17 protein-coding genes are annotated in these 26246 nt (G+C 38.8%); 3 read left to right on the top strand and 14 right to left on the bottom strand.

Annotated elements, in window-relative coordinates; genetic code table 11:
• The 14 genes from istA to ABXG98_RS02965 all read right to left on the bottom strand — a co-directional run bounded on the left by istA (nt 1) and on the right by ABXG98_RS02965 (nt 22137).
• Nucleotides 1-1545, bottom strand: a complete 1545-nt coding sequence (gene istA, locus ABXG98_RS03030; RefSeq protein WP_353537200.1) for an IS21 family transposase — start codon at nt 1543-1545, stop codon at nt 1-3.
• A gap of 477 nt (nt 1546-2022) precedes the next feature.
• Nucleotides 2023-3837 carry a bifunctional serine/threonine-protein kinase/formylglycine-generating enzyme family protein gene (locus ABXG98_RS03025; protein WP_353537199.1) on the bottom strand — a complete coding sequence of 605 codons (1815 nt, stop codon included), beginning with the start codon at nt 3835-3837 and terminating at the stop codon, nt 2023-2025.
• Nucleotides 3838-3846: 9 nt separating this feature from the next.
• The gene (locus tag ABXG98_RS03020; protein WP_353537198.1) at nt 3847-4707 is read right to left on the bottom strand and encodes a hypothetical protein; all 861 of its coding nucleotides are present in this window, start codon (nt 4705-4707) and stop codon (nt 3847-3849) included.
• A gap of 48 nt (nt 4708-4755) precedes the next feature.
• On the bottom strand, nt 4756-5976 hold the full coding sequence (locus ABXG98_RS03015) for a COG3014 family protein (protein ID WP_353537197.1): 1221 nt from the start codon (nt 5974-5976) through the stop codon (nt 4756-4758).
• Nucleotides 5933-6574: an LpoB-related protein gene (locus tag ABXG98_RS03010; RefSeq protein WP_353537196.1), complete on the bottom strand. Its 642-nt coding sequence runs from the start codon at nt 6572-6574 to the stop codon at nt 5933-5935. The genes ABXG98_RS03015 and ABXG98_RS03010 overlap by 44 nt, the downstream gene beginning before the upstream one ends.
• 264 nt (nt 6575-6838) lie before the next feature.
• Nucleotides 6839-7300 carry a hypothetical protein gene (locus ABXG98_RS03005; RefSeq protein WP_353537195.1) on the bottom strand — a complete coding sequence of 154 codons (462 nt, stop codon included), beginning with the start codon at nt 7298-7300 and terminating at the stop codon, nt 6839-6841.
• Nucleotides 7301-7431: 131 nt separating this feature from the next.
• On the bottom strand, nt 7432-8220 hold the full coding sequence (locus tag ABXG98_RS03000) for a tetratricopeptide repeat protein (RefSeq protein WP_353537194.1): 789 nt from the start codon (nt 8218-8220) through the stop codon (nt 7432-7434).
• Between the two features lie 94 nt (nt 8221-8314).
• Nucleotides 8315-11812: a carboxypeptidase-like regulatory domain-containing protein gene (locus tag ABXG98_RS02995; RefSeq protein ID WP_353537193.1), complete on the bottom strand. Its 3498-nt coding sequence runs from the start codon at nt 11810-11812 to the stop codon at nt 8315-8317.
• A gap of 492 nt (nt 11813-12304) precedes the next feature.
• Nucleotides 12305-13339, bottom strand: coding sequence for a UDP-N-acetylglucosamine--undecaprenyl-phosphate N-acetylglucosaminephosphotransferase (gene wecA / locus ABXG98_RS02990; protein ID WP_353537192.1), 1035 nt, complete (start codon nt 13337-13339; stop codon nt 12305-12307).
• 333 nt (nt 13340-13672) lie between these two features.
• Nucleotides 13673-15208: an MBL fold metallo-hydrolase RNA specificity domain-containing protein gene (locus ABXG98_RS02985; protein WP_353537191.1), complete on the bottom strand. Its 1536-nt coding sequence runs from the start codon at nt 15206-15208 to the stop codon at nt 13673-13675.
• 33 nt (nt 15209-15241) lie between these two features.
• Nucleotides 15242-16279: a Wzz/FepE/Etk N-terminal domain-containing protein gene (locus ABXG98_RS02980; RefSeq protein ID WP_353537190.1), complete on the bottom strand. Its 1038-nt coding sequence runs from the start codon at nt 16277-16279 to the stop codon at nt 15242-15244.
• A 694-nt stretch (nt 16280-16973) separates the two neighbouring features.
• On the bottom strand, nt 16974-18011 hold the full coding sequence (locus ABXG98_RS02975; protein WP_353537189.1) for an SDR family oxidoreductase: 1038 nt from the start codon (nt 18009-18011) through the stop codon (nt 16974-16976).
• A gap of 41 nt (nt 18012-18052) precedes the next feature.
• Nucleotides 18053-19333, bottom strand: coding sequence for a Vi polysaccharide biosynthesis UDP-N-acetylglucosamine C-6 dehydrogenase TviB (tviB, locus tag ABXG98_RS02970; protein ID WP_353537188.1), 1281 nt, complete (start codon nt 19331-19333; stop codon nt 18053-18055).
• A 68-nt stretch (nt 19334-19401) separates the two neighbouring features.
• Nucleotides 19402-22137: an SLBB domain-containing protein gene (locus tag ABXG98_RS02965; protein ID WP_353537187.1), complete on the bottom strand. Its 2736-nt coding sequence runs from the start codon at nt 22135-22137 to the stop codon at nt 19402-19404.
• 343 nt (nt 22138-22480) lie between these two features.
• Between ABXG98_RS02965 and ABXG98_RS02960 the strand changes: the two genes are divergently transcribed.
• From ABXG98_RS02960 to rpiA, 3 genes are all read left to right on the top strand, one after another.
• A complete protein-coding gene (locus ABXG98_RS02960) occupies nt 22481-23920 on the top strand; it encodes a peptide MFS transporter (protein ID WP_353537186.1) in 1440 nt (479 codons plus the stop codon).
• A 691-nt stretch (nt 23921-24611) separates the two neighbouring features.
• The gene (locus ABXG98_RS02955) at nt 24612-25334 is read left to right on the top strand and encodes a 5-formyltetrahydrofolate cyclo-ligase (RefSeq protein WP_353537185.1); all 723 of its coding nucleotides are present in this window, start codon (nt 24612-24614) and stop codon (nt 25332-25334) included.
• Nucleotides 25335-25480: 146 nt separating this feature from the next.
• The gene (gene rpiA, locus ABXG98_RS02950; protein WP_353537184.1) at nt 25481-26137 is read left to right on the top strand and encodes a ribose-5-phosphate isomerase RpiA; all 657 of its coding nucleotides are present in this window, start codon (nt 25481-25483) and stop codon (nt 26135-26137) included.
• Nucleotides 26138-26246: the final 109 nt, after the last annotated feature.

Here is a 26246-nt window from a genome sequence, read left to right as displayed (position 1 = left end):
TTAATGATAGTAACCGTTGCCACGGATATTTTGATGTTCGATCGATGATAATAAGTCAGACTGTTGCTCTGGTATTGGGGCTTTATCTAACCCTTTCTTTAATATGTTGCTGATGTTTTTTAGACGCTTCGCACCAGTAACTAAAGCGCGTTGGCAGGCATTTTCCAAACGTTCTTTGTTGTATTTTGACGACAAGTTCAGCACACCAAGGCATACACGGTAAGCCTGCTCTGGATGCTTGCGACTGGACAGATATTCTCCAATGAGTTGTAAGGTATTAGGGCCAATGCTTTTTGCCCAATGTTCAAAGCGCTCTGCTGACCATTGCTGTTTTTGATGGGCTTTGGGCATATGCTCTTCTTGCGTACTATGCCGCCCAGCCTGATACGAGCGCGGGTGTGTGGCCACCGTATTTCCTTCATGCTTGAGACAAACAAGCTGGCCACTAACATGTGCCTCCAACTGCTTTTTCACCAGAGTGTAATGCACCGAATAGTAATGCTTTTCAATCTCGACGTGATAATCGATATTAACCCGCACCTTTTTCACGAAAGTGAATTGGTAAGTGTCTTCTGGCAGTGATTTTAATGCTGGTCGGTCTAACCGCTGAAACAATGACAGTCTCGATTCATTATATTGCTGCATCACTTTTTGGTTCATCCAAGTAAGCAGTTCGGCAATACGCTGGTTGAGTTGTTTTAAGCTGAAGAAAGTTTCTTTGCGAATTCTGCCCATTATCCAGCGTTCGACGATTTGCACGCCAACCTCGGCTTTGGATTTATCTTTTGGCTTGTAAGGACGTGCTGGGATTACTGCGGTATCGTAATGCTGGGAAAGTTGATGGTAGGTAGGGTTTAAGTCTGGCTCATAGCGACACGTTTTATGCACGCCGCTTTTTAAGTTATCTGGTATTATTATTTCAGGCACGCCACCAAGAAAATCAAAACAACGCACATGGCTCATTATCCAGTCTTCAAGTTGCTGCGACCAAGTTGCCTCTGCATAGGTATAATTGCTAGCACCTAGCACTGCAACAAAAATTTGTGCAGTACGATACTCACCGGTATCAGGATTAACAATCGCCACCGTTGGGCCACAATAATCGACAAACAGCTTTTCACCAGCGTAGTGAGTTTGGCGCATAGATAAACGCAAGGTTGTGCACCATTGCCGGTACATCCGGCAATAGTGGTTATAGCTGTAATAACCTGCCGGATTTGTATCAACATATTCTTCCCACAATAATTGCAGGGTTACCAATTTACTGCCTTTAAGCTCGTCCTGAACTTTCTGCCAATCAGGTAAACTGTGTTTCTTTAACGGTGCTCGGGTTTGAAGGAAGGTATTTTTGAGCGTAACATCATCCCACCTTGCTTCAAGCGGCCAACGGGTTATGCCCATTTGCGCGGCCCGACTGGCGTAGCGAGAAACTACTGAGGGAGAAATTGATAAACTGCTAGCGATTTGTCGATGGGTAAGCTTCTGTCCGTATTTGAGTCGGAGTATATCTTTTAATTTTTTCATTGTTATAGGTGTCGTTGACATGGTTACTCTCGTCACTGTTAAAAATGACAGAGTAACGGTTAAAAATACCTACAGACTAGAAAATGAACAATAACATGCATGGGGATCGCACAATAACATTTTCACTAAAAAGTGATCTCCATGGATGTTATTGACTGATCTGCTTGCGTGTTATTGGCTGATCTCGATGGGTGTTATTAACTGATCTTCATGGGTGGTAATATGCACAATGAATTACGTTCTACAGTTAAAACCAAATGTAGGTTGGATTTCAATCCGACAATATAAAACGCGCAATAAATTACGCCCTACTTTAAAAAACAATGTAGGTTGGATTTCAATCTGACAATATAAGACGCGCAATAAATTACGCCCTACATTTAACTGCGAAATATATTACGTCCTACAGTTAAAAAACAATGTAGGTTGGATTTCAATCCGACAATATAAAACGCGCAATGAATTACGCCCTACATAAGGTTTGTAAGCATCTGAGCGCTATTTTGCCAGACGAAAACCCATCACATCAGAGCTGTAGCTCGCCAATGATGCATTTCTATAGCGACTAGAGATTTGCTCTTTTGATGAATTCCAAGCTCCTCCTCTAATAACACGCCTTTCACACTCAGGATAATCTCGGGGCTGGTTATCATTAGGGCCAGACTCATAATTATCAATATAACAATCTTGTACCCACTCCCAAACATTACCGTTCATACTATATAAACCAAGTTTATTCGGAGCAAAACTACTCACATTAACCGCTGAGCGATTATCCCACTTGCTGCCACACCCCTTACAAACGGCATTATTTCTGCCAATATACTTGCCCCATGGATATAAGTATTTATTTCCATAGCTTGCAGCATATTCCCATTCAGACTCAGACGGTAATCTAAAATTTTCACCCATAGTAGCATTAATAGTATTTATCATATCAATTGCTCCATCCCAAGAGATATTGGTAAGTGGTTTATCACTATCACTGTTTGGATTTTTTCCTATGGCAGCTAAGAACAAAGCATAATCAGCCTCAGATACAGGGAATTTAGAAAGCTGGAACGCATTGATTGATACCTGATGAATAGGCCGTGCATCAGTTAGTCCCGCCTGACTTGCCCCCATAGAGTATTCTCCAGCGGGGACAAAAACCATATCAGCATTGAGTTTTCTTACTAATTTCTTTAACGCTTCTATATTGCTCACGGAATATGATGCATTAAATTGTGGTGCTAAATGCGACGACTTTATAGATGGTGCTGAAACTTGCTCTTGCTGTGTTGATGCCAAAACAGGTTTTGCCTTAAGTGTTGGAACCTCCTTTGAATCCGTTGATGCTGCCGGCTTAGTGGTATCGGACATAAACACGTAATAAGCTAAAGTTACAACCATAACAACAAGCACACTAAATACGCTAGCATAGGTTTTACGACTTATTTTTTTTGATGATAAGCCACCCACCTCAGTGGTAATTGACGATTGAGGTGAAACTATCAAAGTTGGTGCATCTATTTCAGTATTATCGTTAAGTAAATTAAGCGCACTAATTAACTCTGTTCCCGACTGAAATCTGTCTGAGGGAGATTTCGCCATTAGCTTGTCGATAATATGCTGATATTTTTGGTACTGTGGGATTAACGGTGGAATAGGCGCATTAATGTGTTTAATACCCACAGATAATGCTGAGTCACCTTCATAAGGTACTTTGTTACATAACAATTGGTAAAATACCACGCCTAAACTGTATAAATCTGAACGATGGTCTAGGGCTTGTCCCTTGCTTTGCTCTGGACTCATATAACTGGGGGTGCCAATAATGGAGCCTACTTCAGTTAGGTTTGAAGAAGTATCATCATTTTTAGCAATACCAAAATCTGCTAGTACAAAATCATTGTCGCCTCGGATTAAAATATTGGCAGGCTTAACATCCCTATGTACCACATGTTTGCTAGCTGCAAAATCTAACGCTGACGCCATTTGTTTAATACATTCAACAATAGTGCCTTCGGCCAGTCGTTTGTTTTGCTCTAACAGGTCACTTAAATCGCCACCAGGCACGTACTCCATAGACAAGTAGTTACTACCATTAAACACCCCAACATCATAAATTTGTACAATATGCTTATGGGCTAATTTAGCCGATATTTTTGCTTCTCGTTGGAATCGTTGGGTAAATGAAACATCGAAATTGAATTTCTTATCCATAACCTTTAAAGCAACGACTCTGTCTAGATCTTTATGGCGTGACTTATAGACGAACGCCATACCACCTTTACCCAAATCAGCAATTTTTTCGTAGCCATCAATGTCCATAGAGAATAATTACCAAACTTGCAGCAATTTCTGCATTAATTCATAAGCAAGTTGCTCTCCTGCACGTTCAGGCCTAAAATTACCGTCTTTTAAACTGACATTGATTTCGTCATATCCACCAGAGCCATTTGCTTTAAATTTATTCACATTTGTGGGGATAGCGCTTGATCTAAACATAGTAATTAATCGACCCGTAGAAATCTCTTTTACGGTGACTAAAAATTCTCTATTCATAGGTGAGGATGCCGAAAATTCTTTTGAAAAAACAATTTCAGCAAGTAAATCCGCATAGCCTAACAGTGCGTCTGTCTCAATTTTCTTAGCATCTGAGATCATTTCAGCACCTGAAGATTTTGCAGAGTCTCGCTGCATAAGCCTCATAATAGCGTCACGATCAATTAGATAAACACCTGACTCTAACATAGATTGTACAAAGCCACCGCCAAAACTGAAATCATTTAGCTCACCAAAACCTTCCCTGTTTTTTGCCACTATCTTTTCTTCGATATATTTAGCTTCTACAATTCTACTTCCGCCTGATGTATTTCGTACATAACCATCATTTGAACTATTGGGTTCAAATTTTTCTTTTATATCAGTATTGGTTTCACCCGTTTTTGAAATACGGTTGGTTGCATTCCATTGGCTGAGCTGATCATCAAATTTTTTGTTCCAAAAAATAGCTATTTTAGGTTCGCCCTCTTGCTTATAAGCGTTTAAAAATTCCGATGATATTTTTTTCCTTGCTTGCGCAATTTTTTTTGGCGATTTATCCGTAACCAACATTTTAGACGCACTGTGATCTTGGGCCAACGTTGTATTACACATCATGGTTAATGCGATACTGCCACATAAAGTTAAAATTTTCATTTGAGCCTCCTTTTAAATATGCTCTTACTTCTCTATACATATAAATTGCTAGTTTGCTTTACTCCAAACAATAGCGTTTTTGTCGTTTATCTTTACTATGGTTACGGAATCTATTGAAGGTAGTTCATTATCATATTTATCTAAATAATGAACCGAGATATCTTTTAAATTATCTAAATTTTCTACATATGCAGTGGACATCAATATTTTATTGGGTAAGGATTTCCAATACCGATTATCTGCTTTTGCATTCACATTTTTTGAAAATATTTTTGCACCAACACCAACAAGTGTAAGTGCGGCGCCTATACCAGCTCCGGAATTATTATTGTCGATAGAAGATAATTGAACAACCGTGTTACCTACGGTCGCTAAAGTTTCACCTACGGCCTCTGCCCCCTCTTTAAATAACACCTTACCTTTAATTATTCTATCTACTGCCCTACCGCCACGAGTAGTTGCTTGAACGTATAAGTCATCAGTTAACATCAGAGGTATTTCTTTTTCGGTCAGGGTCATTTTGGCTGATTTATCCTTGAATTTTTTTCCTCTTCTAAAGACTAAATCGTAATGGCCAACACCATCTCTTAGTTTGCGTGGTGATTTTCCTGTTTCAGCAATAAATATAACATTATGATGTTTTTCAGGTAAGGTTACGTTAGCGTTAATCGCTTTTAATTCTCGGTATGCATCAGTCATTAAATGCTCAGAATTCATCATCGCAGCACTCCATCCGACCAATAATATCAGTGTAGAGAAGTCCGCCCTAAACTGCTGCTCTTCAGCAAAAGCATCCTGCAAAATGCCACTTTGAAACGTTGCTCGGGCATTTTCATAGTCACCTTGCATCAAATACACAAGACCTCGATAATAATAAGCCATTACCCGTTCATAGGGTTCACCCTTAAAGTCTTTTTCTTGCTCACCATACCAAAGTGATCTAGCTTTTAATGCCGCTTCATTGTCTGCAAAAACCATCTCAATGCGTTTAAGTGCATTGTCAAATGCATAAGCTGCCTCGTTCAAGTTTTCATCTTTCAACGCTTGAGTACCAATTTCCATTAAATTTAAAACGGCATTATGCTCACCTTGTCTTAAATATTTTTTATATAACTTTTGGTACTCTACAGGCCTATTTTCTAAGAATTGACTATTTCTTTGAGCTTGTTCTTTGGCCAAAACTGGGCAAAATGGTATAACAAAAAAAACGACTAAAAGTGATAATTTACCTATAAAGGACATTATCTTGAGCTGTTTTCTTGAATTCATACATACCATTCCAAGCCACAGTGCCTAACTCTAGGTCGTATAATTCAAACACAATTTGGTGGTACCTAGAAGTAAGCTGAGTATTAGCATTAACTGAATCAAGCGATGATATTCTACCCGTTAGCCTAAAGTCAGCACCTGCCGTTGCATTAGTGGTGCGGATAGTACCAGCATCTGTTGTACCAGAGCGTTTCAAGGCTCTTTCTTTTTCAATCATTGAAATATATTCTCTGCCAACAAACACTAATTTGTCGCCAGCTTTTTCATTGAGTTGAATGCGTAGGCGATCTGTCAATATATTCTTATTGATCCTTGACGAAGATTCGTTAATAAAATACTTACTATCAAGCACCACTCGCGCCGCGTTCTTTCTGTTAATAATTCGATTTTCCGAAACTATCGATGACATGATATAGTCAGTCATTGCGAGAATATCTTGAGATTCAATGCCTATGCCTTGAACTACCTTACTATCAGCCGCAGCAGGGTCATTATAGATACTACTTTTATAGGTAGTGGAGGTTTCATTAGAGGTCGAGCCACAACCCGCTAATTGCCATACTAATACCGCCAGTGAACACTTTATTATATTTTTCATACAAATTCCTTCTATTATCTTTACATCAATACTCGCTTATTTCTAACATTGAAGCAAGTGACATTATTTTTTTATTCAATCAGGTTGTGATCATATCTTATATATACAGAAAGTATAGCTCAATTACCGATGTATTACCGAGTAACCATATTATCCGTAGGGGGGCTTTAATCGCGTTTCTTAAGCACTTTGCAAACACATTGTCGGACTAAAGTCCACCCTACATTAAGCGGGGAATATAGGGGGCAATTTATTATACTCGAATTACAATTTAGTAAACTTAACTTGCCCACTTGATATACTATTATCTTTAGCAATGGTTAAAATCAACATTTCCATAGGAAAGACTTCTTTATCTCTCATTTCAGGAAATGTGAAATTTAGCAAGTTTCCTTTAATTATATATTCACCCGTTACTTCACCTTCTGTTATCACTCCCGATCTGTTTATTGATCTTGAATGGCTAATTTTATTACCTTCCATCAAGGATAATGTCAATGACGCTGTCAACTTATCGTTCTTTACTTCTGCTGAATAATCGCCTAACAAAGGATTTGTATCTACATTCGGTAACTCTATTTCGGGCTCGAAAGGGTACACCTTTATTTTTTCTTTAGGCTGGTCAGTTTTTGATATAGTGGTTTCACTTGAGTTTTTATTAGAAAAGGTATCATAACCAATATACACGGCTAAGATAATACACAAAGGGATTAGTATTTTTTTCATTGATATTCCAAAATTAAAATTAAATAAACTTGTAACATAATACCTTACCTAAAGTACATATTTTACACTAGTATGTTACAAAAAATTACTAAGAAAAACTATTAATTGATAGTTTATTGACTACTATTATTTCATTTTTTTAAAGACTGTAATAATACTCCCGCTTTCTTATTTCCCAAATTATTTGCAGTATTTAACAACTCAACAGCCTTACTAGTATCTTTCTTAACACCAAGCGCTTTATCAAACATCATGGCAAGAAGTATCATAGCATTGGTATTATCATTCTCCATTGATAACTCGAACAACTCTATTGACTTATCATAAGATTTTTCATGTAAATATATACGTGCTAATTCATATTGTGCAACATCATTATTTAAAGCAACAGCCTTTTTATACCAATAAATTGCTTTATCTTTGTTTTTCACTCCCATTTTTTTTGAACTATACAGCATTGCCAAATTTAATTGCGCATTAACAAAACCTTTAGTAGCTGCTTTCTCTGCCCAATATATTCCCTGTTCAATATCTTTTTCTGTGCCTTTACCATAAAAATACATGAGTGCTAAATTGGTTTGTCCAAACGGGTCACCATTTTGTGCTGAATATAAATAATGCCCAAATGACTTTATTAAATCTTGCTCTAATACGGTACCTAACTCATATAACAGTCCTATTTTGTATCGAACGCCTGCGTCCTTAGCTTTAGCGGCAATATCATACCAATATATTGCTTTCGGTATGCTTTTCTCTACACCAACCCCATTTGCATAGAAGTGAGCTAAATTATATTGTTGTCTTTCATCTCCTTTTGCTGCCGCTAACATTACCGTTTTAAACTCTTCACTGGTTTCAGCTTGTACCTGTAATGTTAACAATAATATTAACGCTAAACACATACACATACACTTAATCATAACGGTTTTCCTATCTTCAATATTTAAAAAACATATATATTCAGAAACAAAAAAGGAGACCGAAGTCTCCTTTATAATTTATCTTAACTAAATATTAGTTATTGATAGTTTCAGTAATTGTACGAGTTTGACCAGTGATTGCACTGTCAACTGTTGGGTTAGCACGAAGTACTGAAGTACCTAGAGTAACCGCACCAGCTAAGTTAGTACCATTTGGCATAACGATGTCAATACGTTGTTTGTCACCACTTAATGCAGCAGTTGTACCAGCAGCAAATTGGATATCATCACCAGCATTAGTATCATCCCCAGTACAGAAAACTGTATCTACACCAACACCTGTATCACCATTAATATCTAAACAGAATACGTTGTTGATATCTGTAGCACCATCTTCAAAGTAAGTACCATCGTTATCACCATCGGCAGCTACATCAAACAAGTTGCCATCTGTTGTATCAATTGGATGTGTGAAAGTTACTGAGATATTAAAGTTAGTGTCTGCAGCAACTAAGTTAAAGAATGAGTAACCTACTGTAAATGTACCAACATTGTCATACATCATGAAACGTGGAGCATTAACTTCGTGACGTGCTAGTGCAACATCAGTATCATTATCGAAAGTTAACCAATTGTTGCCATTAGCATCGTTAAGGTTATCCCACGCGATTGAAGCATGTTTCTCTTCTTCGTTAGTATCACCGTCTTCTTCGTATAGGAACTCATTTGAGTCACCATCTTCCATTAGTGCATTAATAGCTGTACCTGTAACAGAAACCGTTAACGTTTTACCGTCAGCAGATAATGTGTAAGCACCAGCTGTTGGAGCAGCAAATGTTGAATTAAGTGTAATTGAAGCTGCAGCTGCATTAGGAGTGATATCTAAATCATCAACAGTAATAATTGTACCAGTTACCGGAGCAACAGGTTCATTGAATACCATTTTAATTGTAGTACCTTCCCAAGTAACGTTAGTTGCCATAGGAGGGAATGCATCGCGTAGTACAACAGTTGCTCGTGAATTATCATCTGCAACATTACCAGCTAAATCTTCAACATCGCCAGAGAAACTTACTGTTTCGTTATGGTTTTCGTTAGCTAATGCTAAGTAATCACTTACTTCAGCACGTACTAAGTCATTTTTACCAACTAAGTTAGCAGCATTGTCGATATTATTAGTTACGTTAGCAACCGCTGTGTAGGTATCAATCAGGCTACTATCACCAGAGAAAATCACGTTAGCAGAAGCTGTCATTGCAACATCTTCAGAGAAAGCAAAACCTAAAGAGTTAGCACGAGGTGTCCATGCAGCAAAAGCAGTAGCATCGTAAATTGGGTTTGGTGTAGCACCGTCAGTAACAGTTTGTAAGTTACCAGTTTCACCAGTACCTCTACGAGAAGGCATATCTGCAACAAGGTCATCCCACTCTTCACCTCGGATTGCAACATTTGTAGTTGTGTTCACAGGAGTAATGTGACGTGGTTGTACATATATAATTGGGTTACCTGTAGTAGCTTCAACACCAACTTCAGTAACTTCACCACCAGCACCTAATGTAGGTACAGAAGCAGAAGTAACTATACGATTTCCATAACCAGTTTCGCCATATAACTCATAGTTTTCTTGTAAAATAGTTGTTGGTTTAACTTGGTCAACTAAAGTAACAGTTGCAGTACCTGCAGCTAGAGATAAATCGTTTAAGAAGGTAAATTTAACTGCATCACCATGTTCAACACCATCGAAGTAAACACGTTTAGTTGTTACTGTGCCACCACTACCGGCAAATGTATAACCAGAAGCTTCACCAAGTGCAACATTAACTGCAGCGTGATCACTATCTACAGTGATTGCACCACCAGAAACCAACGTACCTAATGCAGTTAGGAATGCATCGGTATCTGTTGCATCACCATTTAACTGACGAACATCTGTATCACTAGTTGTAGTTTGATCATCTAAGAATGCATTACTGTAATTAGCTAAGTCAGTAGAACCTGCATCTGAACCAACTGTGTGATCGAAATGTTGTTCTGCACTAAATCCAGTAGGATTAATTACAGCAGGTAAGAACACACATAAGTTAACACGTAAGAAAGATGCTTTACCTGAAGTTGCATTTTGGCGACTATCAAAATCGATATCCATTGAATCGTTAGCTGTAGTGCTAAAGAAGTTACCCGCAACGTCAGTTGCATCTTGCCAAGGCATAAAGATAGAAATTTTAGTGCCCGGATCTTGAGCTTCTGCTAAGTTAATCGTTACGCTACGTCCATCAGCAGCAAGTACAACACCATCAACAGCTTCTGTAGCAAGAATATTTGAAGAACTATCAGTTACTAACAAATCAGCTACATTGAATGTAGTAGAATTAACTGGTTCACTAAACCAAACGGTGAACGTTTTATCTACGCCTTCATTTAGAATACCGTAACCACCAGCAGAAGACTTAATCCAACCGGTCACATTAGAAACGTAAGGGTTAATTGTGTCAGCTGAAGTAATCATGCGTACTGTTTGAGTACCCATATTGATTTCTACGCCTTCACCAGTAGTCGCAGGAGTTGAACCGTATTGAGTTCCTGAAGGAGAAGTAGTAGTAGTAGTAGTAACTACGTAAGTATAACTTACAGATACAGTTTCACCACCCGTTAACAAATCAGCACCATTAGCACTTGTAATTACACCGTTAACAAGAATGAAATTAGTTGTAGCAACACCATTAATTTTAACTACTGGAGTTGAACCAGCTTTAACAACATTAGCAGTCGTAATGGTTTTAGAGGTAGTTGCTAGAGCTTGAACATAAGCCTCATCAGCTACTACATCAGCATTTGCATCAGATGAAGTTGCTGCACCAACAAAATTATGGTCTTGGATAGCTATTTGATAAACTGCATCATTGTATGCATTTTCAAAACGGTAGTAACCGTCAGCATTAGTTGTTGTAGTTTGTAAATCACCTGAAAGGGTTGTATTACCGTTTGTTGGTGCAATCACTGTAGTAGATAAACCAGTATAGTCAATACTAAGGAAAGCACCTTCTGTTGCTTCACCTGTATCTACGTTACGAATCCAACCTTCGATTACTGAATCTTTCTTAGGCATAATAGCAGTATCTGCTTGTGCCAAGAAACCATCAATAAAGGTTGTTAGTGGTGTACCCACAGTATTTTGGTTAGCTGCATCAACTTGAGCATTAGGACGCACTTCAACTGTAGCTGTTGAAGCATATCCGCTAGGTGCTTGTACAACAATAACAAAAGGAGCGTGTGCAGTACTAGCATCAGCACCAGCAACATCAGTCACTTTTACATCGTCGAACAAGTAAGAACCAGAAGCATCAGTAGTTGCTGTCATACCTGATGTAGTAACAGTTGCGCCCACAATCGGGTGACCGTTAGTATCTAATACAGTACCTTGAATTGAACCAGTAGCTTGTTGATTCACTTCTGTTGGCTGTGACGCATCAGCTGTATTTTGAGAAGTAGCAGTACTCACATCACCGTCTGAGTCACCACATGCAGCTAAGCCTAAGCTTAGTACTACAGCGAGTGCTACTTTTGTTTTATAAAATTGAGTTTTATTAACCATTATAGTGTTCCTATCACTTAAATATTATTTAAATACTTCATATTTTAGTATATGAGTACATTTATCGAGTTTTTCGGTTTACAACATTATCATGCTTTACGGATAAACAATATTTATCATCACGTTTATTATTGATAAATAACATCTACCGTAGAAACACTCTATTTCATAGTTAAAACCTGAAAACAATACCCTGTCGGTAACTTCTGCTTCAAACTAAACTTTACGTAACTAACTAACAGTACGTAAACGCGAACAATCATCACCTACAACCTACTTGTTTCAAAAAGATATTAACTTGATACTTTTCATTAATCAACATAAAAGTTAATTATTTCTTACATATACCTCGACTAGAGCAATTTACTCCCGGTTTGTTGAAATATTAACCAATAAACACTTTGGAGTACTTTTACTTAATCATACCTTTTTTTAAGCTAATACATTACCTGCATTGCCCAATATATAAGGCATTAACCGTACATAATACTGTTATTTAGTTATCTTTTTTATTATAAAAACATAAATAACAAAGAAAACTAAAAAACCGAGTAACATCGTCGATTCTACAATATTAAAATACTCACCTGCAACACCTATTGTAGAAAGTGCTACTGCCACAACTGAAATAATCACTAGCGTTTGTTGAGCGCTAAAGCCCAATCGTTGCAGTATATGATGTAGGTGATCTCGGTCAGGTTTAAATGGCGACTTGCCATTTCTATAACGTCTGGTAACTATGGCTAGCATGTCCATTAAGGGGATGGCACAAATCCATAATGCGGTTACTGGTCTAAAAGAGGCTTGCTCGCCCTGTGTACCCATAGTTAATAACCAAATAACACTTAGGCCAACAAACATGCTGCCAGCATCACCCATAAATATTTTTTTAGTCTCTTTATTCAAAACTTTATCAAATACGTTTAAGTTGAATAATAAATACGGCATGATCGCTGTTGCTATAATAAGGGGGTAACTTACATAATCTGTTTGGCCGCTCAATATAAACAAAACGGCAATGGCGGTGAATGTATTTATACTAAGGCAACCAATTAAGCCATCTATACCGTCAATCATATTATAGGCATTGATGACTACAACAATTGCAATATAGGTAAAGAGTATGCCTAATGGCCCAAGGGAGACATCGCCCAGGTTAAATAAATTGCCTAAATTACTAACATAGCCACCAACACCATAAATCATCAAGCTGGCAACGATAAGTTGGCCAACAAGTCGAATGCGCACGCGTAAATCAAACTTGTCATCTAGCACACCAATAAACACCATCATGGCTGAGGCTATCAGGTACATGCGCAATTCTAGGGTGTTTGGTAACCATAATAGGCTGGCAGCAAGCACGGCAAGAAAAATAGAAATACCGCCAATTAAAGGAATATGACCCGAATGCTGTTTTCGTTCATTGGGCTTGTCAACTAAGCCGACTTCAATGGCAATAGGGTTAAAGAATTTTATCGCCAAAAATGCAAAGCAAAAAGTGGTTAATGCTATCGCTAATATATACATGTTGTGTTCCGTAACGTTCCTGTTAGCTATTTTAACTCATACAGGGTAATTTTTACCTGATACTGATGAGATGCTGATGCTTTATTTTACTAATAAAGAATAGCGATGTTCCAACATAAGCTTGTTGTTATTTGTAATCGAACTTGTATCAAATTGTAATCAAACATTTTTGATGTTTTTTCAAAAAAAGTTCTGTTAACGTTATAACAATTTATTGTGCAATTTGTTGAGTTAGTACTCTGATCATTTTGCAGCGCTTATTATACTAGAGTTTTTACTTTATTACAGCATAATTAACCATAGAAATATGCCATTGCGTTAAAAATTTACAGATTACAGTGACGGAATATCTATTTTGGCACTAGGTAATAGCTGTTTATATTTTTCAGCTAACGCGCGTTTGGCAGCAGCATCACCATGGACGATTTTGATATAAGCGGGCTGATGTCGCATACGTTTAACAAAGTTAACAAGGCCGCGCTGGTCTGCGTGGGCCGAATAACCACTGATGGTATGAATTTTTGCTTTTATGTTGTAGCGTTGACCGTCAATGTAAACATAGCCTTGTCCTTTGGCTTTTGTGCCATATTTTTGAATATCTCTACCTAAAGTACCATGTGCTTGATAACCAACAAATAACACATCTGCAGTAAGGTCTGTGATAAACCGCTTTAAATAGTTAACAATTCTGCCACCACTACACATACCGCTAGCCGCTATCACTATGGCGGGCTTGCCTTTAGCAAAGTCTCTGCTTTTTACTAGATACTCTAGGGTATTGAGGTGTTCTTGGTGACTGTCTACGGTATATAACTGTTCAAAATTTAGTGGGTGGCGTCCGGTGTTAAGTACGCGCTTAGCTTCGTTGTCCCACATTGTTTTGAATTGTCGATATTGCTTGGTAAACTTTGCGGCCATGGGCGAGTCGACAATAATATCAATATTATCCCAAACTGCTGATTGCCCTGATTTACCTTTGCTTTGATAAATAATTTGTTCAAGCTCATACAATAGCTCTTGTGTTCTACCAATGCTAAATGCCGGGATAAGTACTACTCCGTTATCACTTACGGCTGTTTCAATGATCTGTTGCAAGTGTTTAGTACGGTCTTTACGTTGTTGGTGATTTTTGTCGCCGTATGTTGATTCTATTACTAGGGTGTCAGCTCGGTAAGGACTTTTTGGAGCGCTAAGCAGTGGTGTGTAGGGAGCTCCGAGATCTCCAGAAAACACGACTCTATGTTTACCGGTTATTTTGTTACTTTTATTACGTTTATTACTTTGCTGGCCAGCACTTAATTTAACTGATGTATCTAAACTACCTAATTCACCTATATCACCAATATCACCTAAGTCCACTTCAACATAGGCTGAACCAAGTATATGCCCTGCTTGTTGAAACTTTATTTTAGCTACTTTGCTTGAGTTAACCAGTGTCAGTGGTTGCCATTGCTTATACGCTAACGGTACTAGTTGTCTTTTTAATAACTTTAAGCAGGCTGCAATAATGGATTTATTTCGGGTCACCCCAACCTTTAATGCATCTTCAATTACCAGGGGTAATAACGCTGCGGTCGCTTCAGTAGCATAGATTGGCCCACGAAACCCTGCGGCTAATAAATAAGGGATACGCCCAACATGGTCAATATGACAGTGGGTAACTATTAATGCTTGTACTGTACTAATATCAAATGCAATGGCGAGTTGTTCATCAAGCGAACCTTCAACCGACGCTGCGCCTTGCTCGGCGCCTTGGAAGAGTCCACAATCAATTAATAGTGAATTATTACCGTCAATATGAAGTTGATGACATGAGCCGGTAACACCATTAATAGCGCCATGGTGTTGTATGTTTTGTTGATTTTTCATAAACATTCCTTGTTTAACATTTAAGCTCTATGGCTATTTTCTAGCAAAATAGCGTATTAACACAATAACTATGGCGACAATAACCCCTAAAATAGCCCCTAATAGCACAATTAAAGTGCGTTTAGGTTTAGACTTTTCTTCTGGTACTTGGGCTGGGTCTATGGTTTTTAGTACATATTCAGCTTTCACTTTAGTAAGCATCATGTTTTTTGTTTGTTCTTCAATGAGTTGATAAAACACTGTTTCCATTGATGAAACCTGTATATTCTCTAATTGTTGAGTTAAATAATCAATTGAGTCTTGCGCTTCTTGTTGCTCTTGGTTACGGACAAAATCATTTACATCGGCAATTAACCACGTTAACCATTGTTGTGCCATTGCTGGAGAGTAATACTCAAGCTCTACCGTTATCATAGCAGTGTTTTTATCTTGCGTGAGCATAAGCAAATCAGAAAATGCAACATAGGCTTCCCATAACGAAGGTTGAGGTTTTTGTGGCGCTTCAACTTTTCTTATCCATTGATTCGTTGTTTGATCATAAAGTTCGGGATCATACGCTAAAGTATCGGTCGCCATGTCCCAGCGCTCGACAGCCATAATAGGCACTAACAAATCATGCTTGGTAATAAAACGCTCTATAAACGAACGAGACTTTAATATGGCTAGGGCAAGATCAGTTTTGTCACTTTGACCTCCTCCTAAATTGATGCCAGCCATGCTGGCTAAACCGCCAAACTGCCCCGCTAAAGCAGATAAGCCACTTGACCCACCTTCAGCTGATACTGGCGCTAATAATGCAGAGGCTTTATAAACATTAGGTTGAGAAAGCGCATACACAACAGACAATATTGCAAATAGCGCACTAATGAGTATTACTTTGAGTTTTTCAGACCAAATAGCTTGCCATAATTCACCTAAGTTAATTTCATCATCGGCTTGCTGTTGATGCATTTGTGCCAATAACAGTTGCTGCTGTAATATTGCCCCATCAACTGAACTACTTGTGGTGTTTATGTTATCTGGCGATACTTGGCTTTGCTCATTGTTTGTTTGCGTTTGCTTGTTTTTCACATGTTTCCCTAAGTAATTAATATAGTTTGGGGGTTAATCCGTCATATGTAGGTTGGATTTCAATCTGGCAATATCAACGGCGCAATGAATTACGCCCTACAAAGTAGGTTAGAATTAATTCTGACATGGCGCAATACATTACGCCCTACATTTAACCGCGAAATACATTACGCCCTATAGTTAACACCCAATACAGGTTGGATTTCAATCCGACAATAAAAACAGCGCAATGAATTGCGCCCTACAAAGTAGGTTAGAATTCATTCTGACATGGCGCAATAAATTACGCCCTACATTTAACTGTGCAATAAATTACGTCCTATAGTTAACACCCAATGTAGGTTGGATTTCAATCTGGCAATATCAACGGCGCAATGAATTACGCCCTACAAGGTAGGTTAAAATTCATTCTGACATGGCGCAATAAATTACGCCCTACATTTAACTATGAGATACATTACGTCCTATAGTTAACACCCAATGTAGGTTGGATTTCAATCCGACAATATCAACGGCGCAATGAATACGCCCTACAAGGTAGGTTAGAATTCATTCTGACATGGCGCAATAAATTACGCCCTACATTTAACCGCGAAATACATTACGTCCTACAGTTAAAACCCAATGTAGGTTGGATTTCAATCCGACAATATAAATAGCGCAATGAATTACGAACTACAGAATAAATCACCCTCTACTTGGACAAAAACTTTATATACCAAGGCATCGCTTTATCAATACCTTGTTGAATTTTATACTCAGGTTCAAAGCCAATCATAGTACGTGCTTTTGATATATCGGCTTGAGAATGACGTACATCCCCTGCTCTGAAATCTCGGTATTGAGGCGATTTATCATAACTCACGCCATTTTCTTTTAACGCATTTTTTAAGCTATTAAATAGTGTATTTAACGAGGTTCGATCGCCTAATGCCACATTATAAACTTGATTTTTTCCGTTTTCATCTGAGGTTGCTGCTAAAATATTTGCTTGTACGGCGTTTTCGATAAAGCAAAAATCGCGACTAGTTTCGCCATCGCCATTGACCGAAACGTCTTGGTTTTCAATCATTGCCGCTGCCCATTTGGGAATGACGGCTGCATAAGCACCATCGGGATCTTGTCGTTTACCAAAAACATTAAAGTAACGCAAACCCGTAGTGTTTAAACCGTACGTTCTATTAAATACATCAGCGTATAATTCATTTACATATTTAGTGACCGCATATGGTGAAAGTGGCTTACCAATAGTATCCTCTACTTTTGGTAACGCTGGATGATCGCCATAGGTTGAGCTAGAGGCAGCATATACAAAGCTTGAAACTTTAGCATCTCTAGCAGCAACCAACATATTCAAAAAACCAGTAATATTAGCTGAATTAGTCAACACGGGATCAGCAATAGAGCGCGGTACTGATCCTAATGCCGCTTGGTGAAGGATGTAGTCAACAGGGCTATCTGAATCACCAACGGCTTGGCTACAATCATCACTGTTTCGTATATCACCTTCAATAAAGGTAAAGTTCTGCCACTGCTTTTTAGACACTTGGCCTTGAACTTCATCCAAGTTATGTTGATGGCCTGTTGCAAAATTATCTAAACCTACCACCTGTTGATCTAACAATAATAAGGTTTCTACTAAATTAGAGCCGATAAACCCTGCACACCCAGTAACTAACCATTTTTTCGGTGATGCAACTAGTTGTGCTTTTACTTCTTGAAAACGTGTCACTGTGATTACCTTTTGTAATTGCGGTTGTTTGGGGTTATCTGTTACAAACGAATATCTGCTAATTGTGGGTCTAGCATGTATTTCAAGTCATAAATAATATGTTCTGACTTCATTAATGCCTTAATTTCACTACTTGACAGTGCTTTAAATTCATTATGTGCTACTGCAAAAATCACTGCGTCATAATGGCCATGTTTTGGCTGATTAATTAACTCAATACCATATTCATGTTTTGCTTCTTCAGGATTAACCCAAGGGTCGTAAACATCAACGTCAGTATCATATTCTGCGAGTTCGGCGATGATATCGACAATCTTAGTGTTGCGAACATCAGGACAGTTTTCTTTGAAGGTTAACCCCATCACTAATACGTTGGCACCATTAACAGCAATATTGCTTTTGATCATTTTTTTCACTAATTGCGAGACAACGTAAGCGCCCATACCATCGTTGATTCTGCGCCCAGCAAGAATAACTTCAGGGTTATAACCAATCGCTTGTGCCTTGTGAGTTAAATAATAAGGATCTACTCCAATACAGTGACCACCAACTAAGCCTGGGCGGAAAGGCAAAAAGTTCCACTTGGTGCCTGCAGCTTTTAATACCTCTTCGGTATCTATGTTGAGTTTATTAAAAATAACTGCTAATTCGTTGATCAAAGCAATGTTTAAATCACGTTGTGTGTTTTCAATCACTTTGGCTGCTTCGGCTACCTGAATACTTGAGGCTTTATAGGTGCCTGCAATAATAATTGACCGGTATAAGCTATCAATAAACTCAGCAATTTTAGGGGTTGACCCTGACGTTACTTTTAAAATATTAGTGACCCGATGTTCTTTATCGCCTGGGTTGATACGCTCAGGAGAATAACCAGCATAAAAGTCTTTATTGAAAACCAAACCTGAATTTTTTTCAATTTCAGGAATACACACTTCTTGCGTTGCACCGGGATAAACGGTGGATTCATAAATAACAATATCGCCTTTGCTAATCACCTTGGCTAGCATTTGGCTTGCTTTAACTAGTGGCGTTAAATCTGGCTGTTTATGTTCATCAATAGGTGTCGGCACGGTAACAATATAAATATTACTGCTTTTTAAATCATCAATATCACAAGAGTATGAAATATAAGCAGAATCAGCTAACTCTTCTGCTGACACTTCTAAAGTAAAGTCATGCCCTTGTTGTAATTCAGCTACGCGTTTGGTGTTTACATCAAAACCTAAGGTTGGGTATTTCTTACCAAACTCTACCGCTAACGGTAAACCAACATAACCTAAGCCGATGATTGCAACTTTTACTTTACTTAATGAATGTGACATCTAATCTTTCCATTTTAAATAGTTAATTTCTGCCTCGCTAATGGGGCAAAAAGACTATAAATTTACTGTTAAATTCCGCTAATTGCCGCAATAGCGACAGCGGTGTTATACATAATTGTGGTGGCACTGGTCCACAAGCTGATATTATCCATATATTCGGTATCAAGAGGCACTACCACAGTATCGCCTGGCTTTACTTGTTCACTAGCATCACTTGAAAACCAATTATCGCCTTGGATTAAATTGATTCGACCATTAGCAGATATGATGTAAATTCTATCTTCATCTGCACGCTTTTTACTACCACCACTTTGTAATAAATAATCTTGAGCCGTTAGGCTATCGTCATAAATGTGTGAAGAAGCCACTTGCACTTGACCAATAACATTGACTGAATTTTTCATAGTGGGTACATATAACACATCACCACTTTCTAACAGCACATCATAATTATTATCGGCAACAATTTTTGGCAAATCTAACACTAACCGCCCCACAGGCTGGAGCTTAGTTAAATCTTGTAGCATTTTTTGCACATCTTGATATGACTGAGAATAACTTTTATCTGAAAGTGACTTAGAGGCCATTTCAATACGCAAATCGCTTGCAAGCTTATGTAAATTTTGTCGTTCCAACTCTTTGAGTTTTAACCGAGTAAACACTGAGCCTTGTTGATGAGCAAACGGAGTGAACCCACCGGCTTTTTCAATTAAGTCAGATAGTCGTTCGCCACGACGAATAGTATATTTACCCGGAAACACAAACTCACCACGCAGTTCAACCACATGGTTTTCACTCCAGGCAGGGATTTGGTGAATATTTAACCTGTCTTTGCTTTGCAACAATACATTATGACTTTGATCGCCTGTTAACGCGGCAGCTAAATCAATAGACAAAGATTCTTTACTTGCTTGCTGCTGGCTATGCTGGCTTCTGGCGATGTCTGCTCGTGCTAAATACGCTGATTCGTCTAGGCCGCCAGCTGCAGTAATTAAGTCAACAATTCGGCCATTAACCGCTAAAGGGTACACCCCTGGGAATTTAACCGAGCCATCTATTTCAACTAATTGAATGGGTTGCCCAGCAGCACCTTGATGTTTAAGTTTTTGGATAATAGGCAAGAGTAATCTTTGACGAGAAAAAAGCGCTAACGCGCTTATATCAACTGATTGTTCAACCTCACCACCTGATATTTGTACGATAGACTGATTAATTAACTCTTCGTCAATGGTTTGCGCTTTGTCGAGCTGCGCTAACTTTTCGGCATCTCCATACTCTAACCAAAACAGCTTTTCGTTGAATTTTTTCTTAGCGAGCTTTTGCTCATTTATCGTCAGCTGTTCTTGTGTATAAGCAAGGTTATCAAGCAATAAGCTATTATCGCTGGATTTTTCAACTTGTGAAAAAATTAACACCTTATCATTAGCTTGTAAGGTAATATTATCTTTAGATTGTGGTGACGAAATAGCGTTGGCTAATGAAAATTGATGAACTTCAATATTGCGTGCAATATCAATTTCACGAATAAGTACACTGTAATTTAAATCAGCATTAGCCAGTAAATGTGAATTGACACCGGGTAGTAAATCGCTAATTTTTTGATGTTTCTGCCACTGGTACTTTCCCGGGCGAGCAATAGCGCCAATTAATGTAACCGATTCTGCAAACTTATCGGCAGCTTTTAGCACACGAATAAAGTCGCCGCCTTGTACCTTTGCAGACAGTTGTTTGGCATTAGTGAAGTCAACATTAAGGACTGTGCGTAAATTTTCTCGATTGTAGCGTTCGACAATGGTTGACTGAGCATAAGCACTTGGCAATAAGCCACCCGCCATAGTGTGTACTTGAGCAAAGTCATCGCCATGCTTTAATTCATAAATTGCTGGGCGGCGCACTTCTCCATCAATAGCAACCGTTTGCCCAACGGCTGGTACAAATACCACATCACCAGATTGCAGTAACACATCATCGCTAGAATCGCCATGAATCAGTAAATCATATAGGTCTAGCGTTGTGATTAACTTACCCGCGCGTTTTAATTGAATGTTACGCAAACTGCCAATATCGCTAATCCCCCCTGCAGCAAAAAGAGCGTGAGTAATACTAGACAATGAATTTAACCGATAAGGGCCCGGCTTATGGGCATCACCTAAAACAAAAACACGCATTGAACGTAATGACGCCATACTAATCACTACATCAACGCCAATAATTCTTTCTTTTATTTTGGCACTAAGTAATGCTTTCATCTCTGTAAAAGTTAAGCCAGCGACATTAAAAGGCCCGTGTTGAGGGAAAACCACTTGGCCTTCTCTGTTTACTTCTAGTGAGAACTCACTACTTTCCTTGCCAAACACTTGAATTGAGATGTTATCACCGGGTCCAACAATGTAGTGCGACGGGATAGCAATATCCATTGTGGGTGCAAAGGTATAGGGTGAGTTGGCAAAAACATCATAACCAAAGGGGACTAACTCTTTAACTTCGTCAAACTTATCTTCTTTTACTTGTTCTTCTTGCTCGACAATATTCCCTTGCTGATCAAATTGCGTACCTCGAGGAAAACTGACTGGTTCTAATTGAGTAGGTACTGAAGGATTACTTGTTGATAACTGATTTGTAAACGCACTGATATCAACGCCCATACTTTTAGCTAACGCTTGTTGCTGCGCAAAAGGAAGCTTTTTGAATTGCTCGATTTGAGCTTGATTAACTTGTACCGCATACGTTGGGGTGAGAAAACTGACTAAAAACGTAACGAATAAAGTTAAAAAGAGAGTGGTTTTTTTTATAAAAGTCATCATTGGCGCAAAGAAGTTCCTGTCATGCGTGTATATGCCAAATAGCAACGCAAAAGTTTAACAGTATATTTATAGCCAAACAACTTGAAAGTTATTGGTTTGTTGCTGCTTATCCCATCCATTTACCCTGAAGTGTGGTTTAACAAAGGAAACTTTTCGCTACATAAATTAACACAGTTAACATTTTGATAATAATTCAAGCTTGCCTTTAAGCCCAAGCACAGGTATAAAACCCATTGCATACAATTTTACTGTTTTTTAACATTCGATAGTATGATCAAACAGTATGTGTGGAATAACGCAATGATTTCTACTCAATTATAATAATGAAAATTAGGACAATTTTATGACTCAACCTAATGCGGGTACCCTATTCGGGCATCCTAAAGGACTCTTCCTTCTATTTGGTACTGAAATGTGGGAACGTTTCGGTTATTACGGCATGCGAGCACTATTGGTGCTGTATTTAGTAGCTAGCGTACAAGATGGCGGATTTGGCTGGACTGCCGGTGAGGCATTAAGCCTCTATGGTACATTTACTATGGCGGTTTATTTGACACCTGTACTCGGTGGCTGGTTGGCCGATAACTATATTGGACAACGAAAAGCTATCATTTACGGTGGCATCATCTTCGCTTTAGGCTACTTTACTCTTGGTATTCCTAAATCAATGATTGTTGGGATGGAAGAAACGGTATTTTTTATCGGTTTAGCCTTAATCATTACTGGTAATGGTTTGTTCAAAGCAAACGTTTCTAGCTTGGTTGGTGATTTATATGAAGAAGGTGATCACCGACGTGATGGCGCTTTCACCATATTCTATATGGGCATTAACTTAGGTGCCTTCTTAGCGCCTATTACTGTGGGTGTGTTAGGTGAACAAGTGAATTGGCACTATGGTTTCATTTTAGCCGGTTGTGGTATGTTGTTCGGATTAATGCTGCAGTTGACACTAGCAAATAAATATCTTGGTGATATCGGTGTTGTACCTTCTGCCAAACGTAATGCTACAGCTGAAAAACCACAAGCTCCTATTACCTCGCAAGACATAGATCGTATGAAAGTTATTTTGATTATGAGCATGTTCTCGGTAATTTTCTGGGCTGGCTTCGAGCAAGCAGGTGGCTTATTCACAATCTATGCCGCTGATTTTACCGACCGTACCTTGTTTGGTTTTGAAATAGCAGCCTCTTCTTTTCAATCGTTGAATGCAATGTTCATTATTATGCTAGCACCCGTTGTTGCTTCTGTTTGGGTTAAAATGGGCTCAAATGAACCTACATCTCCGAAAAAGTTTGCTTTAGCCATGGTGTTTTTAGCGTTAGGTTTCTTTGTAATGTTATGGGCAACTATGGTGCAAGGCGGCGATGTTACAGTTAAAGTAAGTATGCTTTTCTTGGTGTTTGCTTATTTATTCCATACTTTAGGTGAATTATGTTTATCACCTATTGGGTTATCAATGGTTACTAAATTAGCGCCGCTGAAATTTACGTCTGTGCTGATGGGTATCTGGTTCCTGTTTACCGCATTGTCTAATAAGCTAGCTGGCTTTATTGGTTCATTTGTTGGTGAAGGTCAAGAAATGGTAGATAATGCAGCCAATATCTTTATGGGCGTTGGCTCAGCAGCATTAATCACCGGGATAATTATCTTCCTATCTGCCGGTAAATTGGTAGAGTGGATGCATGGCGCAGAAGGTGATCATATTGCTGATATGGAAGAAAAGCTTGAAGAAGAAATCGCCGTTACTGGTACCCATGAAGGGGTTTCTGAAACGCATAGTTAATTAATTATTGCGTTTTCATAAGGTTAATAAACAAAAAAGCTGGTAGGTAACACTTCCAGCTTTTTTGTTTTAGCTTAGGCAGATAATGTTTCCTGTTGACAAAGGCTAGTATTAGGGGCAATGAATTAACCCCGATAAAGCGCACAACATGTAGGGCGGACTTTAGTCCGACAAAAAAGCGGGCAATGAATTAACCCCGATAAAGCGCACAACATGTAGGGCGGAATTTAGTCCGACAGTAAAGCGGGCAATGAATTACCCCCTACTAAGCGCACGCCATGTAGGGCGGACTTTAGTCCGACAAAAAAGCGGGCAATGAATTAACCCCGACAAAGCGCACATCATGTAGGGCGGAATTTGTTCCGACAGTAAAGCGGGCAATGAATTAACCCCGATAAAGCTCACACCATGTAGGGCGGAATTCAGGAGAATATGCGTCCTGCATTCTCTAATAAGCTACATCCGTGTAGCGTATTCCGACAAAAAAAGCGGGCAATGAATTACCCCCTACAAAGGGCACACCATGTAGGGCGGAATTTATTCCGACTAAAAGCGGGCAATGAATTACCCTCTACAAAGAACAAACCCATGTAGGGCGGAATTTATTCCGACAGTAAAGCGGGCAATGAATTACCCCCTACAAAGAACAAACCCATGTAGGGCGGAATTTATTCCGACAGTAAAGCGGGCAATGAATTACCCCCTACAAAGGGCACACCATGTAGGGCGGAATTTATTCCGACTAAAAGCGGGCAATGAATTACCCTCTACAATTGAAAAAGTGTTATTTTTGCGCTTGGCAAAATACATTGGCAGATTAAATGATAGGTTAAATAATATGATTTCCAGAGCTGAGTTAAGAAAGATCACTAGAATTAAGCGTCAAGCATTAACTCACCAAGCACAACACAGTGCCAGTTTAGGGCTACTTGAAAAATTATCCACGCATGAAAAAGTCATTGCCGCTAAAAAAGTTGCCATTTATTTGGCAAACGATGGTGAACTTGATGCCATGCCGTTCATTAAGTGGTGCTGGCAACAACAAAAGCAAGTTTATGTGCCGGTTCTACACCCTTTTTGTGCTGGCCACCTATTATTTCTTTTATTTGAACGTCACACCGTCATGGTTAAAAATCACTACGGGATTAATGAGCCAGTATTATCGGTAAATAAGGTTTGCCCGTTAAACCAACTGGATGTGCTTTGCACACCTTTAGTGGCATTCGATCAATCAGGTGCAAGACTCGGCATGGGAGGCGGCTTTTATGATCGCACCTTAAGTCATTGGCAGCAGTTAAACCTATACCCAATAGGACTTGCTCATGATTGCCAACAAGTAGACAACATACCCACAGAGTGTTGGGATATCCCGTTACCTGAAATTATCACACCAACCAGGCGCTACCAATTTTAAGGTAGAAAACAGCGCTACCTTTTAACAACATAAACAACTTGGCATCATGGCTTTTTTTAATGCGACTGCTATAATCTGCACCATTAAAATATATCAAGTTTCAACTGTTTCAAACAAACCAAAATACTTCCTTATAAGGCACCTCTATGACTCAAGACGAGATGAAAAAAGCAGCGGCAATTAAAGCACTAGATTTTATTGAAAATGACACTATAGTCGGGGTTGGCACAGGCTCTACTGTCAATTATTTTATTGACGCATTAGCCACAATTAAACATAACATCACAGGCGCTGTTTCAAGTTCAGAAGAATCAACTAAACGTCTAAAATCTCACGGCATAGAAGTGTTCGACTTAAACAGTATCGATGTGTTAGATGTTTACGTTGACGGAGCAGATGAAATAACCAAACACATGAGTATGATTAAAGGTGGCGGCGCGGCACTCACTCGTGAAAAAATTGTTGCCGCAGTAGCAAAAAAGTTTATTTGCATTGCTGATGACTCTAAGCAGGTTGACGTTTTAGGGCGTTTTCCATTACCCGTCGAGGTCATTCCGATGGCTAGAAGTTATGTTGCCAGAGAACTGGTTAAATTAGGGGGCGATCCTGAATACCGTTTAGGGGTTGTTACTGATAATGGCAACGTGATACTTGATGTTCATAACTTATCGATTATTGATCCTAAAAAGCTTGAGAACGATATCAACGCAATTGTTGGCGTGGTTACCAACGGGTTATTTGCGAACAGAGGCGCAGATATACTAGTATTAGCAAGCAAATCAGGGGTTGAAGTTATCAGCTAGTGTTACTTATAAATCTCTTTATGCTTTTTTCAGCAGCTTAAGCTAAATAAATTCTTTAGAGTTTATGCACTATATGCTATCTTAATTAAATTATAGATATCTAGCCATC

The organism is Colwellia sp. KU-HH00111 (genome assembly GCF_040362745.1).
In the GTDB taxonomy this organism is placed as follows: Bacteria; Pseudomonadota; Gammaproteobacteria; order Enterobacterales; family Alteromonadaceae; genus Colwellia.
Note: the sequence above shows the minus strand (reverse complement) of the source record. Positions and strands in the feature narration are given on the sequence as shown.

Coding starts and splice junctions, on each gene's coding strand:
- istA (WP_353537200.1), bottom strand. CDS start 1,545: ATGTCAACGACACCTATAACAATGAAAAAATTAAAAGATATACTCCGA.
- ABXG98_RS03025 (WP_353537199.1), bottom strand. CDS start 3,837: ATGGACATTGATGGCTACGAAAAAATTGCTGATTTGGGTAAAGGTGGT.
- ABXG98_RS03020 (WP_353537198.1), bottom strand. CDS start 4,707: ATGAAAATTTTAACTTTATGTGGCAGTATCGCATTAACCATGATGTGT.
- ABXG98_RS03015 (WP_353537197.1), bottom strand. CDS start 5,976: ATGAATTCAAGAAAACAGCTCAAGATAATGTCCTTTATAGGTAAATTA.
- ABXG98_RS03010 (WP_353537196.1), bottom strand. CDS start 6,574: ATGAAAAATATAATAAAGTGTTCACTGGCGGTATTAGTATGGCAATTA.
- ABXG98_RS03005 (WP_353537195.1), bottom strand. CDS start 7,300: ATGAAAAAAATACTAATCCCTTTGTGTATTATCTTAGCCGTGTATATT.
- ABXG98_RS03000 (WP_353537194.1), bottom strand. CDS start 8,220: ATGATTAAGTGTATGTGTATGTGTTTAGCGTTAATATTATTGTTAACA.
- ABXG98_RS02995 (WP_353537193.1), bottom strand. CDS start 11,812: ATGGTTAATAAAACTCAATTTTATAAAACAAAAGTAGCACTCGCTGTA.
- wecA (WP_353537192.1), bottom strand. CDS start 13,339: ATGTATATATTAGCGATAGCATTAACCACTTTTTGCTTTGCATTTTTG.
- ABXG98_RS02985 (WP_353537191.1), bottom strand. CDS start 15,208: ATGAAAAATCAACAAAACATACAACACCATGGCGCTATTAATGGTGTT.
- tviB (WP_353537188.1), bottom strand. CDS start 19,333: ATGTCACATTCATTAAGTAAAGTAAAAGTTGCAATCATCGGCTTAGGT.
- ABXG98_RS02965 (WP_353537187.1), bottom strand. CDS start 22,137: ATGATGACTTTTATAAAAAAAACCACTCTCTTTTTAACTTTATTCGTT.
- ABXG98_RS02960 (WP_353537186.1), top strand. CDS start 22,481: ATGACTCAACCTAATGCGGGTACCCTATTCGGGCATCCTAAAGGACTC.
- ABXG98_RS02955 (WP_353537185.1), top strand. CDS start 24,612: ATGAATTACCCCCTACAAAGGGCACACCATGTAGGGCGGAATTTATTC.
- rpiA (WP_353537184.1), top strand. CDS start 25,481: ATGACTCAAGACGAGATGAAAAAAGCAGCGGCAATTAAAGCACTAGAT.